This window comes from Siminovitchia fortis (assembly GCF_003605365.2).
GTDB classification, from domain to species: Bacteria; Bacillota; Bacilli; order Bacillales; family Bacillaceae_C; genus Siminovitchia; species Siminovitchia fortis.
Map to the genome: position 1 here is coordinate 42821 of NZ_QYTU02000006.1, position 15086 is coordinate 57906.

Annotated in this window: 12 protein-coding genes and 1 other annotated feature; of the genes, 9 read left to right on the forward strand and 3 right to left on the reverse strand. The window is 45.2% G+C overall.

Features of this window, described 5'->3' with window-relative positions; all coding sequences use genetic code 11:
• Positions 1-42: 42 nt before the first annotated feature.
• Positions 43-1350, reverse strand: a complete 1308-nt coding sequence (locus D4N35_RS04670) for a C40 family peptidase (protein ID WP_235870288.1) — start codon at positions 1348-1350, stop codon at positions 43-45.
• A 195-nt stretch (positions 1351-1545) separates the two neighbouring features.
• Here D4N35_RS04670 and megL point away from each other — a divergent pair, with 195 nt between their 5' ends.
• Both megL and nagB read left to right on the forward strand, forming a co-directional pair.
• On the forward strand, positions 1546-2730 hold the full coding sequence (gene megL / locus D4N35_RS04675; RefSeq protein ID WP_120070742.1) for a methionine gamma-lyase: 1185 nt from the start codon (positions 1546-1548) through the stop codon (positions 2728-2730).
• A 256-nt stretch (positions 2731-2986) separates the two neighbouring features.
• Positions 2987-3700, forward strand: coding sequence for a glucosamine-6-phosphate deaminase (gene nagB, locus D4N35_RS04680; protein WP_120070745.1), 714 nt, complete (start codon positions 2987-2989; stop codon positions 3698-3700).
• A gap of 47 nt (positions 3701-3747) precedes the next feature.
• Here nagB and D4N35_RS04685 read toward each other — a convergent pair whose 3' ends face one another.
• Positions 3748-5004: an efflux RND transporter periplasmic adaptor subunit gene (locus D4N35_RS04685; protein ID WP_120070747.1), complete on the reverse strand. Its 1257-nt coding sequence runs from the start codon at positions 5002-5004 to the stop codon at positions 3748-3750.
• A gap of 18 nt (positions 5005-5022) precedes the next feature.
• The gene (locus tag D4N35_RS04690; protein ID WP_120070750.1) at positions 5023-5685 is read right to left on the reverse strand and encodes a hypothetical protein; all 663 of its coding nucleotides are present in this window, start codon (positions 5683-5685) and stop codon (positions 5023-5025) included.
• Between the two features lie 348 nt (positions 5686-6033).
• Here D4N35_RS04690 and ilvE point away from each other — a divergent pair, with 348 nt between their 5' ends.
• The 7 genes from ilvE to leuB all read left to right on the forward strand — a co-directional run bounded on the left by ilvE (position 6034) and on the right by leuB (position 15080).
• Positions 6034-6933 (forward strand): branched-chain-amino-acid transaminase, encoded by a 900-nt coding sequence (gene ilvE, locus D4N35_RS04695; RefSeq protein WP_120070753.1) that lies wholly within the window; start codon positions 6034-6036, stop codon positions 6931-6933.
• 18 nt (positions 6934-6951) lie between these two features.
• Positions 6952-8616 carry a dihydroxy-acid dehydratase gene (gene ilvD, locus D4N35_RS04700; protein ID WP_120070757.1) on the forward strand — a complete coding sequence of 555 codons (1665 nt, stop codon included), beginning with the start codon at positions 6952-6954 and terminating at the stop codon, positions 8614-8616.
• A gap of 2 nt (positions 8617-8618) precedes the next feature.
• Positions 8619-8866, forward strand: a binding site (T-box leader).
• 269 nt (positions 8867-9135) lie between these two features.
• A complete protein-coding gene (gene ilvB / locus D4N35_RS04705; protein ID WP_120070935.1) occupies positions 9136-10857 on the forward strand; it encodes an acetolactate synthase large subunit in 1722 nt (573 codons plus the stop codon).
• Positions 10854-11369 (forward strand): acetolactate synthase small subunit, encoded by a 516-nt coding sequence (ilvN, locus tag D4N35_RS04710; protein WP_120070760.1) that lies wholly within the window; start codon positions 10854-10856, stop codon positions 11367-11369. The genes ilvB and ilvN overlap by 4 nt, the downstream gene beginning before the upstream one ends.
• Before the next feature lie 17 nt (positions 11370-11386).
• Positions 11387-12421, forward strand: coding sequence for a ketol-acid reductoisomerase (gene ilvC, locus D4N35_RS04715; protein ID WP_120070763.1), 1035 nt, complete (start codon positions 11387-11389; stop codon positions 12419-12421).
• Positions 12408-13952, forward strand: coding sequence for a 2-isopropylmalate synthase (locus D4N35_RS04720; protein ID WP_120070766.1), 1545 nt, complete (start codon positions 12408-12410; stop codon positions 13950-13952). The genes ilvC and D4N35_RS04720 overlap by 14 nt, the downstream gene beginning before the upstream one ends.
• A gap of 27 nt (positions 13953-13979) precedes the next feature.
• Positions 13980-15080, forward strand: a complete 1101-nt coding sequence (gene leuB, locus D4N35_RS04725) for a 3-isopropylmalate dehydrogenase (protein ID WP_120070769.1) — start codon at positions 13980-13982, stop codon at positions 15078-15080.
• Positions 15081-15086 lie beyond the last annotated feature (6 nt).

Genomic DNA, 15086 nt, shown 5'->3' on the forward strand with positions numbered 1-15086 from the left:
AAAATAAAAAACCGCAACGCTTTATTCGCGTTACGGTTTGTTCTAATAAAACTTTTTGAATCCGTCGAATTTGCTTTTCCAGTATGAATTATTAAGGCTGGTAATCTCGACTCCGTTATTTCCTGCATGGATGAACTGATTGCTTCCCAGGTAGATTCCCATATGTGAAATGCCGCTGCGATATGTATTTTTGAAAAATACCAAATCTCCGGGTTGAGGGCTTTTTACATAATGTGAGCGGTTATAGTATCCGTCCGTACCTAATCTGCTTATGTTGTGGCCCGCTTGTTTAAATGCATAATAAATGAATCCGCTGCAATCAAATCCTGCGGGAGATGTCCCGCCCCAGGCATATTTAGTTCCAACTTGCTGTTTGGCCGCATCGACCACGCTGCCGGTTTTTTTCACCGGGTTTGACACCGAGGCAGCTGTTTGTTTTCCGGCGCTTCCGGAAGAGGCCGCGGAAGAAGAGCTGCCATTTAGGCGAAGGACTTGCCCTGCATAAATCAAATCCGATCTTAACCCGTTTGCTTGTTTTAACTGTGTTACGGTTGTTCCGTATTTAGCCGCTATACGGCCAAGTGTGTCGCCGGATACAACCTTATGTGTACTAGCACTGCCACTGTTGCCGCTTGTTGATGAACCGGAGCTTGGAGCGGTTGATGGCTTCGGTGTCGGTGCAGACGAAGAGCTGCCATTCAGGCGAAGGACTTGCCCTACATAAATCAAATCCGACTTTAGCCCGTTTGCCTGCTTTAACTTTGTGACGGTTGTCCCGTATTTAGCCGCTATACGGCCAAGTGTATCGCCGGATACAACCTTATATGTACCAGCATTGGCGCCGCTGCTTTTAGCTGATGAACTGGAGCCGGAAGCGGTTGATGGCTTTGGTGCCGGTGCAGACGAAGAGCTGCCATTTAGGCGAAGGACTTGCCCTACATAAATCAAGTCTGACTTTAACCCGTTTGCCTGCTTTAACTTTGTGACGGTTGTCCCGTATTTAGCCGCTATACGGCTGAGTGTATCGCCGGATACAACCTTATATGTACCAGCATTGGCGCCGCTGCTTTTGGCTGATGAACTGGAGTTGGAAGCGGTTGATGGCTTTGGTGCCGGTGAAGATGATGTGCCGCCGCTTCCCTGTGACACTTTCAAAACTTGCTTCGGATAGATAATTTCACTGCTTAAACCATTCAACTTTTTAATATTATTTACGGTTGTTTTGTATTGGCTTGCTATTTTCCAAAGATTGTCCCCGGGCTTTACTTCATGGCTTGCTGCCGAAGCTTTTCCAGAAAAAGTTGCCATTAATGCTACTGTAGCCACGCCGCCTACTAACTTTTTCCGCACAAATTATTCCCCCTAATAATTATAGCTTATTAGCCAGTTTAGCATAAATACTTCACAATCCATGCAAATAATACAAAATGTTACATTTTTTTAATAATGCAACCATATTTTACCAGTATAAATAAATGATTTTCTTTTCATCTGTGGGTCAATATCATAGAATAAGAATAAGAAGGATTTCAGGAGGTTTTTGACTTGGCAAAAAAGAATCAATTTGAAACAGATGTCATTCATGCAGGATACAAACCATCCGATCATCTGGGAAGCCTTGTCCCGCCTATTTTCCAAACTTCGTCATATACATTTCCATCTGCCGAAGAAGGGGAAAGACGGTTTGCAGGGGAATCGAATGGACATATTTATTCAAGGCTGGGAAACCCAACTGTCACTGCACTAGAGGAAAGAATGGCGGTGCTTGAAGAGGGAGGGGCGGCGCTTGCATTTGCTTCAGGAATGGGGGCAGTCAGCGCTACGCTTTTCCATTTGACGAATACAGGCGACCATATCTTATGTTCCGACGGGATTTATGGATGTACATTTGGCCTTTTACAATTAATGAAGAAAAAATATGATATCGACCATGATTTGATTGTCATGGACAGTGAAGAAACGGTCAGAGCGGCTATTCGTGACAATACGAAAGTGATTTATATTGAGACGCCTATCAATCCAACAATGAAGCTGGTGGACCTTGAAATGATTGTAAGCATTGCAAAGGAACGCGGCATACGTGTTGTCGTTGACAATACATTTTGTTCACCTTATCTGCAGCGGCCGCTTTCCTTGGGATGCGACTATGTTGTCCACAGTGCTACCAAGTATATTGGAGGCCACGGCGATGTAGTTGCAGGTATTGTCGTTGGCGCTGATAAAGAGGAGATAGCGGAGATGGGCGTCACGATGAGGAAAGATATTGGGGGAATTATGTCTCCATTAGACGCCTGGCTGCTGCTGCGCGGTTTGAAGACATTAGCGGTGAGGCTTGACCGCCACTGTGAAAATGCCGAAAAGATTGCTGACAAATTAAAAGCGCATCCAAAGGTTGGAAGAATGCTCTACCCTGGAGATCCGGATTTTCCCCAGTATGAGCTTGCCAAAAGACAAATGAAGCTGCCGGGAGGAATGATCAGCTTCGAAGTCAAGGGAAGTAAAGAGGATGCTCAGGCCATTTTAAACCGGGTGAAACTCATTCGCCTTGCTGTCAGTCTGGGTGATACCGAGACATTGATTCAGCATCCGGCGACAATGACCCATTCTGTTGTCCCTGAAGGGGAACGGGAAAAAATGGGGATCTCTGATACATTAATCAGAATGTCCGTCGGCCTTGAAGCATGGGAAGACATTTGGGAGGATTTGAAGCAGGCCCTGGACGGAATTTGATAGATTATGAACCTTGCCATTTTCATTTGAAATAAGCAAGGTTTTTTTGGATATCTCTGTTTTTTTATAGTAACGAAAGTTTTTTATTGTAACGAAAAATAATGAGCTTTATAATTAATAAATGTTCAGTCGTGGTTTGTTGAATGACTTACTGGGATTGGTTCCAAGTGTCATACATTGATCTATGACTGGGTAATCCGTAGTTACGATAAATGTGAAATTGTAAAAGCGCGGAGATATGCGAGGAGGAAAAAGTATGAATGTGTTAATATTCGATAGCCCCAAAGAAGCTACAGAAGCCGCTTTTGACATTGTAATGAAACGTTTGGAAGCAGGACTGAAAACAATCGGGCTGGCCACAGGAAGCACCCCTTTGAAACTTTATGAAAAACTCCGCAGTATGGATATTGATGTATCACATGTAACGACTGTCAATTTGGATGAATATGTCGGGCTGGAGCCGTCCGATCCCCAGAGCTACAACTACTATATGAACGAGGAATTGTTCAAATATATGAATTTTTCAGCAACATATATTCCTAATGGTGTGGCTGAGGATCTGGAAAAAGAGTGTGAGCGCTACGAGGAAATTCTTAAAAACCATCCTGTTGACCTCCAGATATTAGGCATGGGGCCAAACGGCCATATAGGGTTTAACGAGCCGGGCACCTCCTTTGATTCAGTGACGCATATTACTGAGTTGACACCATCTACGAGAGAGGCCAATAAACGATTTTTTGAAAAAGAGGAAGATGTTCCGACAAAAGCTATTACAATGGGCATTTCCTCCATCATGTCCGCCAAAGAGGTTTTGATGCTCGCTTTCGGAGAAGCCAAAGCGGAAGCGGTAAGAAGAATGATCGATGAGCCCGTTACGGTTGACTGCCCTGCCTCTGTCCTGCAAAATCATTCAAATGCTGTCATCATTCTTGATAAAGAGGCAGCAAGCAAATTAGGGCGCAATAAATAAGAAAAAGGCCGGGGCACTCTTGATTTGAGTATCCGGCCTTTAGTATTTTATTGCTGAAGTAAACCAATGAAAATATATTTGATAGCTTTTTTTCGTGAGATATTTTTTACGGCGGCTTTATCTAATTTATAAAGGTTCAATGGGGTGATGAACGGCGCCTGTTTTATTGCCTCTCGCTGATCAGTCGCGTAAAACTCCTCTGCTTCTGCGCCTTCTGTAATTGCATAAAGGTTGCCCACTTCCAAACCTGTAGCAACTTTCCGCTTTTCAACAATCCCCTTTTCGTTCAGTACCCAAATATAAGACTTTTCCCCATTCCTCCGAATGCTTTTTCCAAGAACGGCGGGAACGTCGTTCGCTTCTTCCAAGATAATATCTGCTGTCACATGGTAACCGATGTGTACATCTTCGTCTTCTTGTTCAAAAGTGGCTGTAAAAGGGTAAAGGCTTTTATCATTATGGTCCGATCCGTTGGCTGGCAGCTCAACGATCTGGCTGATTTCCCCTGTTAAGCGTCCTTTAAATAAATTGGAAAGGATATTCACTGCCATCCCTTCGTTTACTTGAGAAAGCTGTTCCTCGCTAAGCTTTCCCTTGAACACTGTTTCATCAGATGCGATCGTTATGACTTTTGGTGAATCCGGGTTTATTTCCTTTACAATCCCTGTGATAGGGCTTGTGATTGACAGGTTATCCTTATCACTTAAATACGAATCCCTTTGTTGCTCGAGTTTTTTTATATCAGCTTCAATCTTTTCCATTTCCAATGTTTTTTCTCCGATTTCTTTTTCAATGGCCTGCTTCCATTCGGCCTGATTATAGTCGTCCCGAAAGATGTCAAGTAGAAGTCGAGAATCGATATCATAATCTTTATAAGAATCCGTAGAGCGTGGATTCGGTGTAACAGGAGGGGTCATTGATTTTAAGTTATTGATCAGGGATTGGACACTGTTTTTCTTAGATTGCAGGCTCTCTATCTCTCCATCCAGCATAGCGGTATGACGGTCAATGTCGTCACTTTGATAATTAAATAAAGGAGTACCTTCTTCGACAAAGTCTCCTTCGTTTACATAGAATTCCTCTATGGTTTCATCCTTTTCGGCCATTACATAGTATGTTTCGGCTTCCGCAATGACTCCATCAACAGGCATTGAATCAACAATGTCCGTTTCCCTGATTTGGGACCAGTCTGTAATATGATTAATGCGGCTGACTTTGCTTTTCTCTCTGCCGATTAGCACAATGTTTGCCGTTAGAAAAATGATTATTCCCAATACAACTGCTAAACGAAGCCACTTATTCATTGTCACAGCACACTTTCATTATAAGATCTTTTTAAAATTAAGAAATGCGAGAAACGCCGTACCGAGCCAAAATATGACATGGATGCCAAGGATGATAAAAAACGATGTCAGCCGGCGGCGGCTGCTTAAAATTCGCAAACCGTAAAGCTGGATCGAAATCACCCAAATTTTAAATAAAGAGATACAGCCAAGAAAATAAATTAAAAATCGTTTATCAGTGATGTAATGAGCAGCCGGCCCGAAGGAAAACGGGGATGAAAACCAAGGAAGGTTCATTTGCACGGCCAGTCCAATGTTGACAATCTGCTCCAATAGAAGAATTGGAAGTATAAAAGCTTGCAAAACAACGAGTTTAGGATACGGGGCATCTGTAAGCGTCCAAAACCAGAGCGCTTGAAAGAAGATAACCAAGGCTGCATAAAGAAGCCCCTGAATAAAGCGGCCCAAAACAAAATAGCTTTTCAGCCATTCGAACACCCCGCCCGAAACCGCCGTCAACTCAGATGAAATGACATGCGAGCCGATACCAGCAAGTCCTGAAACGCTGAAAACAAGAGCACTTAGGAAAAATAAAAGCAAAATATTAGGCCGAAGTCCATAAACAGCCTCTGCTTTCTCCAATTGGAATAAACTTCTATTTGGATAAAACAAGCCTTTTAATATCCTTAACTGATAAATCAATCTGAAATCACCTGTCTCAAAACCATCGATTTCTTTTCATTTTACCTCATAATGTCCGTTTTTGTAATCTGCAATATGAGAATATGACTTTAGTTCGTCGAATCCAGTAGAAATACGGACGCAGAACTCCATAATTTGCAGACTGAAAATTCCGTTGAAAAAAATTTAAAAATGCTCAAAACGGAGAACGTTGGCATGACCGCAATGTAAACGGATACAGGTTTTTTACCGGTTTTCCAACAGCTACAAGATTCTGAAAAATGGTTGACGAAACAAATAATCAGCGTTATGATTAGGAACAATATATTACATCCACAAACGACAAATGTGCGAGAGGGGCGAACAAAGGTGAGTGAGCAGTGGATATTCCTCAACGGCAGCTATGTGAATAAAGAAGAAGCCGTTATATCGGTATATGACCATGGATTTTTGTATGGGGATGGTGTTTTTGAAGGAATCCGTTCTTATGGCGGCAATATTTTTCGCCTGAATGAGCACCTTGTCCGCCTTTATGAATCCGCAAAATCCATTATGATTGATATACCGTATACTCAGGAGGAAATGACACAAATTCTTGTGGAAACTCTCCGAAAGAATAATCTGAAAGATGGGTATATTCGCCTGGTCGTTTCTCGTGGAGTCGGAGATCTTGGACTGGATCCGGCAAACTGCAGGAAGCCATCTGTGATTGTGATTGCCGAACCGCTTCGGATTTTCCCTCAAGAATTGTACGATTCAGGAATCGAAATCGCAACAGTGGCCACCCGGCGCAACCGTTCGGATGTACTCAATCCAATGATTAAATCTTTAAACTACTTAAATAATATTCTCGTAAAAATAGAAGCAAACCTTGCCGGCGTACAAGAAGCATTAATGCTGAATGACCAAGGGTACGTGGCTGAAGGTTCCGCTGATAATATATTCTTGGTAAAAGGTGATAAGCTGTTGACCCCTCCGGGGCATGTCGGCGCGCTCGTGGGGGTTACCCGAAATACCATCATCGAGATTGCGGGAGAGAAAGGCTATGAAGTTGAAGAAGCGATGTTCACAAGACATGACGTTTATACAGCGGACGAAGTCTTCCTGACAGGAACGGCAGCGGAAGTCATTGCTGTTGTAAAAGTGGACGGACGTGTCATCGGTGAAGGCAAGCCAGGTCCTGTAACAAATGATCTGCTTTCAAGCTTTAGAGAGATAACCTTGACAGATGGAGTAAAAGTTTACAGCGAATCATTACATGTCAGCTAAGATTAGAGGGGGATGACGATGCGCAGTGATATGATAAAAAAGGGGATCGATCGTGCCCCTCACCGAAGTTTGCTTTATGCTACCGGTATTAAAACAAAAGATCTGGACAAACCATTTATTGGTGTCTGTAATTCATATATTGATATTATTCCGGGACATAAACATTTGAATGTCTTTGCGGAAGTTGTCAAAGAAGCGATCTGGGAAGCAGGCGGGGTACCGTTTGAATTTAACACAATCGGAGTGGACGATGGCATCGCGATGGGACATATCGGCATGCGCTATTCACTCCCGAGCCGCGAATTGATTGCGGATGCTGCTGAAACAGTCATTAACGCACACTGGTTTGACGGGGTCTTCTACATTCCGAACTGTGATAAAATCACACCCGGCATGTTGATGGCTGCATTCAGGACAAATGTTCCGTCAATCTTTGTATCCGGCGGACCGATGGAAGGCGGAACGTCTTCCGAGGGAGAACCGTTAACATTGACTTCGGTATTCGAAGGCGTCGGTGCCTATCATGCCGGAAAAATGACGGCCGAAAAACTATTGGACATTGAACAAAACGCATGCCCGACATGCGGTTCCTGTTCCGGAATGTTCACAGCCAACTCCATGAACTCTTTGATGGAAATGCTGGGTATGACCATTCCCGGAAACGGCACAATTGTTGCAACTTCAGATGAACGGCACCGTCTGATCAAAGAAGCTGCCCGCCATTTGATCCGGATGGTAAAAGAAGACGTCAAACCAAGAGACCTTGTCACCGAACGCACGATTGACGATGCATTTGCACTTGACATGGCAATGGGCGGATCAACCAATACCGTTTTACACACATTGGCTATTGCACACGAGGCAGAAATAGATTACGATTTATCTAGAATCAATGAAGTTGCGGAAAGAGTCCCATATTTGGCGAAAATCGCACCGGCTTCAGACTACACGATGCAGGACATCCATGATGCCGGCGGAATCAGTGCCATCATCCGCGAATTATGTGAAATGGGTGCGGTTGAAGCGGACCGTATGACAGTCACAGGCAAAACGGTTTACGAAAATGTAAAAGACAATGTGATTAAAAATCCTGAAGTCATAAGGCCGAAGGAAAATGCATATAGTCCAGTTGGGGGATTATCCATCCTTTATGGAAATATCGCTCCAAACGGCGGAGTCATCAAAGTAGGAGCGGTCGACCCGTCCATTAAAACTTTCCGCGGGAAAGCGATTGTGTTCGACTCCCAGGAAGATGCGCAAAAAGGCATCAACGACGGAACTGTCCAGGCGGGCCATGTAGTGGTCATCCGCTACGAGGGGCCAAAAGGCGGACCCGGAATGCCGGAAATGCTCGCTCCTACATCGGCCATTGCCGGAAGAGGCCTCGGGAAAGAAGTTGCATTAATCACCGACGGGCGATTCTCCGGAGCTTCACGCGGCATCTCGATCGGACATATTTCACCGGAAGCTGCCGAAGGCGGACCGATTGCATTGGTTGAAAACGGCGATGAAATCTTCATAGATTTGGTGAACCGTACCATTCAATTGCTCGTGGACGATGAAGTATTGGCCGGACGGAAAAAGCAATTAAAACCGTTTGAACCGAAAATTAAAAAAGGATATTTGGCAAGATATTCGAAGTTAGTTACATCCGCAAGCACAGGCGGAGTCATGAAAATATAAAATTGAAGGCAATGATAAGGAAAAAGTGGGTGAAGCCCTGCATTTACAGAGAGCCGGTCATGCTGGAAGCCGGCAATGCAGTCATTCGCGACATCGCCTTGGAGCCGGGATTCTGAAAGCGAAAGCGACTAGGAATTCACGGGGATGCTTAGGAGTTCCCGTTATCAATGAACAGCGCGAAAGCTGTTCTTAAGTCAGTGATTGACACTGTAAAGTAGGGTGGTACCATGAAAGTTTTTTCATCCCTGCATAAAAGGTTCTCCTTTTGTGTGGGCTGAAAAAACTTTTTTTTATTAGAAAAGCGCAAGGCGCCCGCCTATCGGCGACAAGCACAAGACGAATTGCGAGGAGGCGGCTTTTCAGCCACCACAGCAATTCGGCTTGTGACCTCGAGCCGATGGCGCCTGGAGCAAGACACAATTCCTTAAGTTGTAAAGAAATTAGGATATTTACATTTAGCAAATACACTAAAAAATAAAAATTGAAAGGAAGGCGCTAGTGGTGAGCATAGGTTTCCCGATGAAAACAGGCAGCCAACAATCAGACACGGCCGTGAAGGAACAAGTGAAGACAGGGGCAGACTTGTTTATTGAGGCATTACAGAAGGAGAACGTAGAAATCATTTTCGGCTACCCGGGAGGCGCCGTACTTCCGATTTACGATGCATTATATAAGAACCCCATCAAACATATTTTGACAAGACATGAACAGGGGGCCATCCATGCAGCGGAAGGATATGCACGGGTAACCGGTAAACCGGGTGTTGTCATCGCAACTTCCGGACCGGGTGCCACCAACCTGGTTACAGGTATCGCAGATGCGATGATGGATTCCATTCCTCTTGTTATCTTCACAGGACAAGTAGCAAGTCCTGTTCTTGGAACAGATGCATTTCAGGAATCCGATATTGTCGGAATTACAATGCCGATCACAAAACATAACTACCAAGTGAAGAAGCTTGAAGATCTTGGACGCATCATCAAAGAGGCGTTCTATATCGCCAATAGCGGAAGGCCCGGTCCTGTATTGATTGATATCCCTAAAGACATCGCAACAGAAACGGCCGGAAAATACCCGGATGAATCGCTTCATTTGCCGGGCTATCAGCCGACAACGAAGCCGAACTATTTGCAGCTTCAAAAACTTGCCAATGTCATGTCGGCAGCTAAAAAACCGCTTATCTTGGCCGGTGCGGGCGTTATTTTTTCAAAAGGCGCTGACGATTTAAAAGCATTTGTCGAAAAAACAGGATTTCCGATTACAAATACTCTCCTGGGCCTTGGAAGCATTCCCGGCGACCATCCGCAATTCCTGGGAATGGCCGGCATGCACGGAACATACGCATCCAACATGGCCATCACGGAATGCGACCTGCTGATCAACTTCGGAGCGCGTTTCGATGACCGGTTGACCGGGAACCTGAAACATTTTGCACCGAACGCAACAGTTGCCCATATCGACATCGATCCGGCGGAAATCGGCAAAAATGTTTCGACAGAAATCCCGATTGTTGCGGACGCGAAGGAAGTCTTGAAACAGCTTGTTGAAATGGACTTCAAATTGCCTGATATTTCTGCCTGGACTGAGCATATCCAGGAATACAAGGAGAAATATCCGTTTAAAAAACCGGTGTCCAACGATAATGAGCTCTCTTCTCCGCATGTCGTCAAAATGATCCATGACATGACCGGCGGCGATGCCATCGTTACAACGGACGTTGGGCAGCATCAAATGTGGGCCGCCCAATATTACGGATTCAACGGGCCGAATCATTGGGTTACGTCCGGAGGGCTTGGCACGATGGGCTTTGGTTTCCCATCAGCAATCGGTGCCCAGTTGGCCGATCTCGAAAAAACCGTCGTATCCATCTCAGGTGATGGCGGATTCCAAATGTGTCTTCAGGAATTATCTGTTGTCAGAGAATTAAATCTTCCAATCAAAATTGTCATTTTGAACAACAAGGCCCTGGGGATGGTACGCCAATGGCAGGAGAAGTTTTACGATGAGCGATATTCGCAATCCCTCATTCCTGACCAGCCAGATTTCATCAAGTTGGCTGAAGCATATGGAATAAAAGGATATAAAGTCGAGACCGAGCAAGAGGCCAAGGAAGTATTTGAAAAAACGCTGAACAGCAAGGAACCGGTTTTGATCGACTGCCGCGTCGTACAGGATGAGAATGTATATCCAATGGTTGCACCAGGCACAGGACTACATGAAATGATCGGGGTGGGAGAATGAAACGCGTTGTATCTTTGACAGTCAACAATAACAGCGGCGTGTTAAACAGAATTACCGGGCTAATTTCAAAAAGACAATTCAATATTGAGAGCATCTCAGTAGGGCCTACAGAAAACCCAAACATTTCCAAAATGACGCTGATTGTTCCGATCGACGATCCAGCCAAAATGGAGCAGCTCTCAAAACAACTGCAAAAGCAAATTGACGTACTAAAGGTAACGGATATTACCGACAAAGCGGTGACCCGGGAGCTGGCACTGATCAAAGTGTCTTGCCCGCCGCCGGTTCGCAGCGAAGTATACAGCATTATCGAACCGTTCAGGGCAACCGTCATTGACATTGGAAAAAATATCATCACCGTCCAAGTCACTGGCGAACCTTCAAAAGTCGAAGCATTCATCGAACTATTGAAGCCATATGGAATCAAAGACATTTCCAGGACAGGGGCAACCGCCTTTGTCCGGGAACAGCAAAAGCAAGACGCACCACAACTATCAATTTTACAATTATAAAAGGAGATGGATTTAAAATGGCAAAAGTTTACTACAATAACGAAATCAATGAGGCAGTACTGCAAGGAAAGAAAATCGCAATTATGGGTTATGGTTCCCAGGGACATGCACATGCAAGCAACTTGAAAGAAAGCGGATTTGATGTAATCGTTGGGGTAAGACCAGGTAAGTCTTTTGAGCAGGCTCAAGAAGACGGACACGAAGTATACACTGTCAAGGATGCAGCTTCCCAAGCGGACATCATCATGATTCTTCTTCCAGATGAAAGACAAACAGTTGTCTATGAAAATGAAATCAAACCGGAATTGACTGAAGGAAAAGCATTGGCATTCGCCCATGGATTCAACATCCACTTCAGCCAGATTGTTCCACCAGCAAACGTTGATGTATTCATGGCAGCACCAAAAGGTCCTGGCCACTTGGTAAGACGTACATTCCAGGAAGGTGCAGGCGTACCGGCTCTGTTCGCTGTTTACCAAGACGCTTCAGGAAATGCAAGAGACATCGCTTTGGCTTATGCAAAAGGAATTGGAAGCGCCCGTGCAGGCGTATTGGAAACTACTTTCCAAGAAGAGACAGAAACAGACCTTTTTGGAGAGCAGGCAGTTCTTTGCGGTGGTACGACAGCCCTTGTAAAAGCGGGTTTCGAAACACTCGTAGAAGCTGGGTATCAGCCGGAAGTGGCATACTTCGAGTGCCTGCATGAATTGAAATTGATCGTTGACCTTATGTACGAAGACGGATTGGCAGGTATGCGCTACTCCATCTCTGATACAGCGCAATGGGGAGACTTTGTATCCGGCCCGCGTGTAATCGATGCTGATACAAAAGAGCGCATGAAAGACATCCTGGATGATATCCAAACAGGAAAGTTTGCAAAAGGCTGGCTGCTTGAGAACCAATTGAACAGACCTGAATTCAACGCCATCAACCAACGTGAAAGTGAGCACCTCATTGAAAAAGTCGGTCAAGAGCTTCGTGAAATGATGCCGTTTGTCAAAGCAGGCAAAAAGAAAGCCGGCAAGGAAGTGGTAACTAGTGAGAAAAATTGACATCTATGATACAACTTTGCGTGATGGAGAACAATCTCCCGGCGTGAATCTGAATACAGCTGAGAAGCTTGAGATTGCCAAACAGCTGGAGAGGCTTGGAATGGATATCATTGAGGCGGGTTTTCCCGCCGCCTCTTTAGGCGATCTTGATGCCGTAAGGAAAATCGCTTCAACGGTTAAAGATTCGTCTGTAACAGGGCTTGCCCGCTGTGTCAAATCGGATATAGACGCGGCATGGGAAGCATTGAAAGTGGCGGAATGTCCAAGACTTCATGTATTCCTTGCGACTTCTCCCATCCATATGACGCATAAATTAAAGCAGACGCCCGAGCAAGTGGTTGAGACTGCGGTTGAATCAATCAAATATGCCAAACAATTCTTCCCGGTCGTCCAATGGTCAGCGGAAGACGCTTTCCGGTCAGACCCGGCATTCCTTGCCCATATTGTGGAGCAGGCAATCAAAGCCGGGGCGACGATCATCAATCTGCCTGACACGGTTGGTTATGCCACACCTCAGGAGTACGGGGCCATGTTTAAGTATATGAAGGATCATGTACCAAATGTGGATGCGGTTAAGCTTTCTTCCCATTGCCACAACGACTTGGGAATGGCTGTAGCCAATACTCTGGCCGCCATTGAAAACGGAGCGGATCAAGTGGAAGGAACCATCAACGGTATTGGCGAAAGGGCAGGCAATGTTGCCTTGGAAGAAGTCGCGGTTGCTCTTTACACAAGAAAAGATGCGTATGACATTCAATCGGGTTTGACCTTGAATGAAATTAAGCGCACAAGCCAGCTTGTCAGCCAGTTGACTGGCATGGCTATTCAGGCGAATAAAGCTGTTGTCGGTAAAAATGCTTTCGCCCATGAATCGGGCATTCACCAGGACGGTGTCTTGAAAGAGCCGACTACTTATGAAATCATCACACCTGAATTGATCGGCGAAGAATCAAACAACTTGGTACTCGGAAAGCATTCAGGACGCCATGCCTTTAATGACCGTGCCAAGTCCATGGGATTCGAGCTTGACAAAGAAGCACTCAATCAGGCATTTAAAGAATTCAAGCAATTGGCTGACCGTAAAAAAGAAATTACATCTGAAGATCTTTGGACCATTTTGACCCAGCAGCAATTGAAAGATGAAGATGCTGCCATCTATGAACTGGAATCCGTTCAAGTACATTACGGCACGGAGGACAGCCCAATGGCCACTGCCCGCGTCAAAGTGCCCGACGGCAGGATACTTGAAGATGCCTGCAACGGAGCAGGAAGCGTCGAAGCCATCTTTAATACACTTGAACGTATCATTGATGGAAAAGTCCATGTGTTGGATTACAGAGTTTCTTCCATCGGCAAAGGCCGCGATGCCCTTGGTGAAGCAGTCATCAACCTTACATTCAACGGCGAAGAATTTACAGGCCGGGGAGCAGCGCAGGACGTATTGGAAGCATCTGCGAAAGCTTACTTGAACGCCATTAACAGAAACTTGCTTCAATCGAAAATGAAACAGCTTATTTCAACATCAGTTTAAAATATTACAAATTAGGAGGAAAACGGGATGAAGAAACGGGTAGCTGTACTCGCTGGAGACGGTATTGGCAAAGAAGTAACGAATGCGGCAACGGCTGTTTTGGATGCAATCGGCCGCCGCTTCCATCACGAATTTGAGTGGGTGCATGGCTTACTCGGCGGAGATGCCCTTGACCAGGCCGGTCACCCGATCCCTGAAGAGACCATCAGGAAATGCGAAGAAAGTGATGCGATTTTACTCGGAGCAATCGGAGGGCCGAAATGGGATCATTATCCAAAGGAATTGCGGCCGGAAAAAGGGCTTCTTCAACTTCGCAAGCACTTTGAGTTAAGTGTGAACCTAAGACCCGTGCAAGCATACAAAACATTGCTTTCCTCTTCTCCTTTAAAGGAGGAAGTTGCAGAAGGCGTCGACTTGGTATTCGTCAGGGAATTGACAGGCGGCCTTTATTTCGGGGAACCGAGCTTTCACACGGATGAAGAAGCAGTTGACACATTAGTGTACAAACGCGAAGAGATCGAGCGCGTTGTCAGATTTGCATTCGAATTGGCGAAACTCCGCAAGAAAAAAGTATCGTCGGTAGATAAAGCCAACGTGTTGGAGTCAAGCCGTCTATGGCGAAAAATTGTGGAAGAAATTGCGGCTGAATTTCCTGACGTGGAATATGAGCATATGCTTGTGGATTCGACATCCATGAAGTTGATTACTTCTCCAGCTTCTTTCGACGTAATTGTAACTGAGAATATGTTCGGGGATATTTTAAGCGACGAAGCTTCCGTCATTTGCGGATCGCTTGGAATGCTCCCTTCAGCAAGCCTTCGTGCAGACGGATTCGGCCTGTATGAGCCGGTGCACGGATCTGCTCCCGATATTGCCGGACAGAACAAAGCGAATCCGCTGGGAGCCATTTTATCCGGTGCCATGATGCTGAGAACGGCATTTGGAATGAACCAGGAAGCAGATGCCATTGAAGAAGCAGTCAAAAAAGTATTGGAAGCCGGATTTGGCACAGGTGAGTTTAAAACCCAAGGCGGAAAAGTATTGACTACGACAGAAATGACGGAAAAAGTCATTAACGAAATTGAGTGTGAACTAGTTTCAGACCATATTTTAGCAGCGTATCAGTGAGGTGTG

Coding starts and splice junctions, on each gene's coding strand:
- nagB (WP_120070745.1), top strand. CDS start 2,987: ATGAATGTGTTAATATTCGATAGCCCCAAAGAAGCTACAGAAGCCGCT.
- D4N35_RS04685 (WP_120070747.1), bottom strand. CDS start 5,004: ATGAATAAGTGGCTTCGTTTAGCAGTTGTATTGGGAATAATCATTTTT.
- ilvD (WP_120070757.1), top strand. CDS start 6,952: ATGCGCAGTGATATGATAAAAAAGGGGATCGATCGTGCCCCTCACCGA.
- ilvB (WP_120070935.1), top strand. CDS start 9,136: ATGAAAACAGGCAGCCAACAATCAGACACGGCCGTGAAGGAACAAGTG.
- ilvN (WP_120070760.1), top strand. CDS start 10,854: ATGAAACGCGTTGTATCTTTGACAGTCAACAATAACAGCGGCGTGTTA.
- ilvC (WP_120070763.1), top strand. CDS start 11,387: ATGGCAAAAGTTTACTACAATAACGAAATCAATGAGGCAGTACTGCAA.
- leuB (WP_120070769.1), top strand. CDS start 13,980: ATGAAGAAACGGGTAGCTGTACTCGCTGGAGACGGTATTGGCAAAGAA.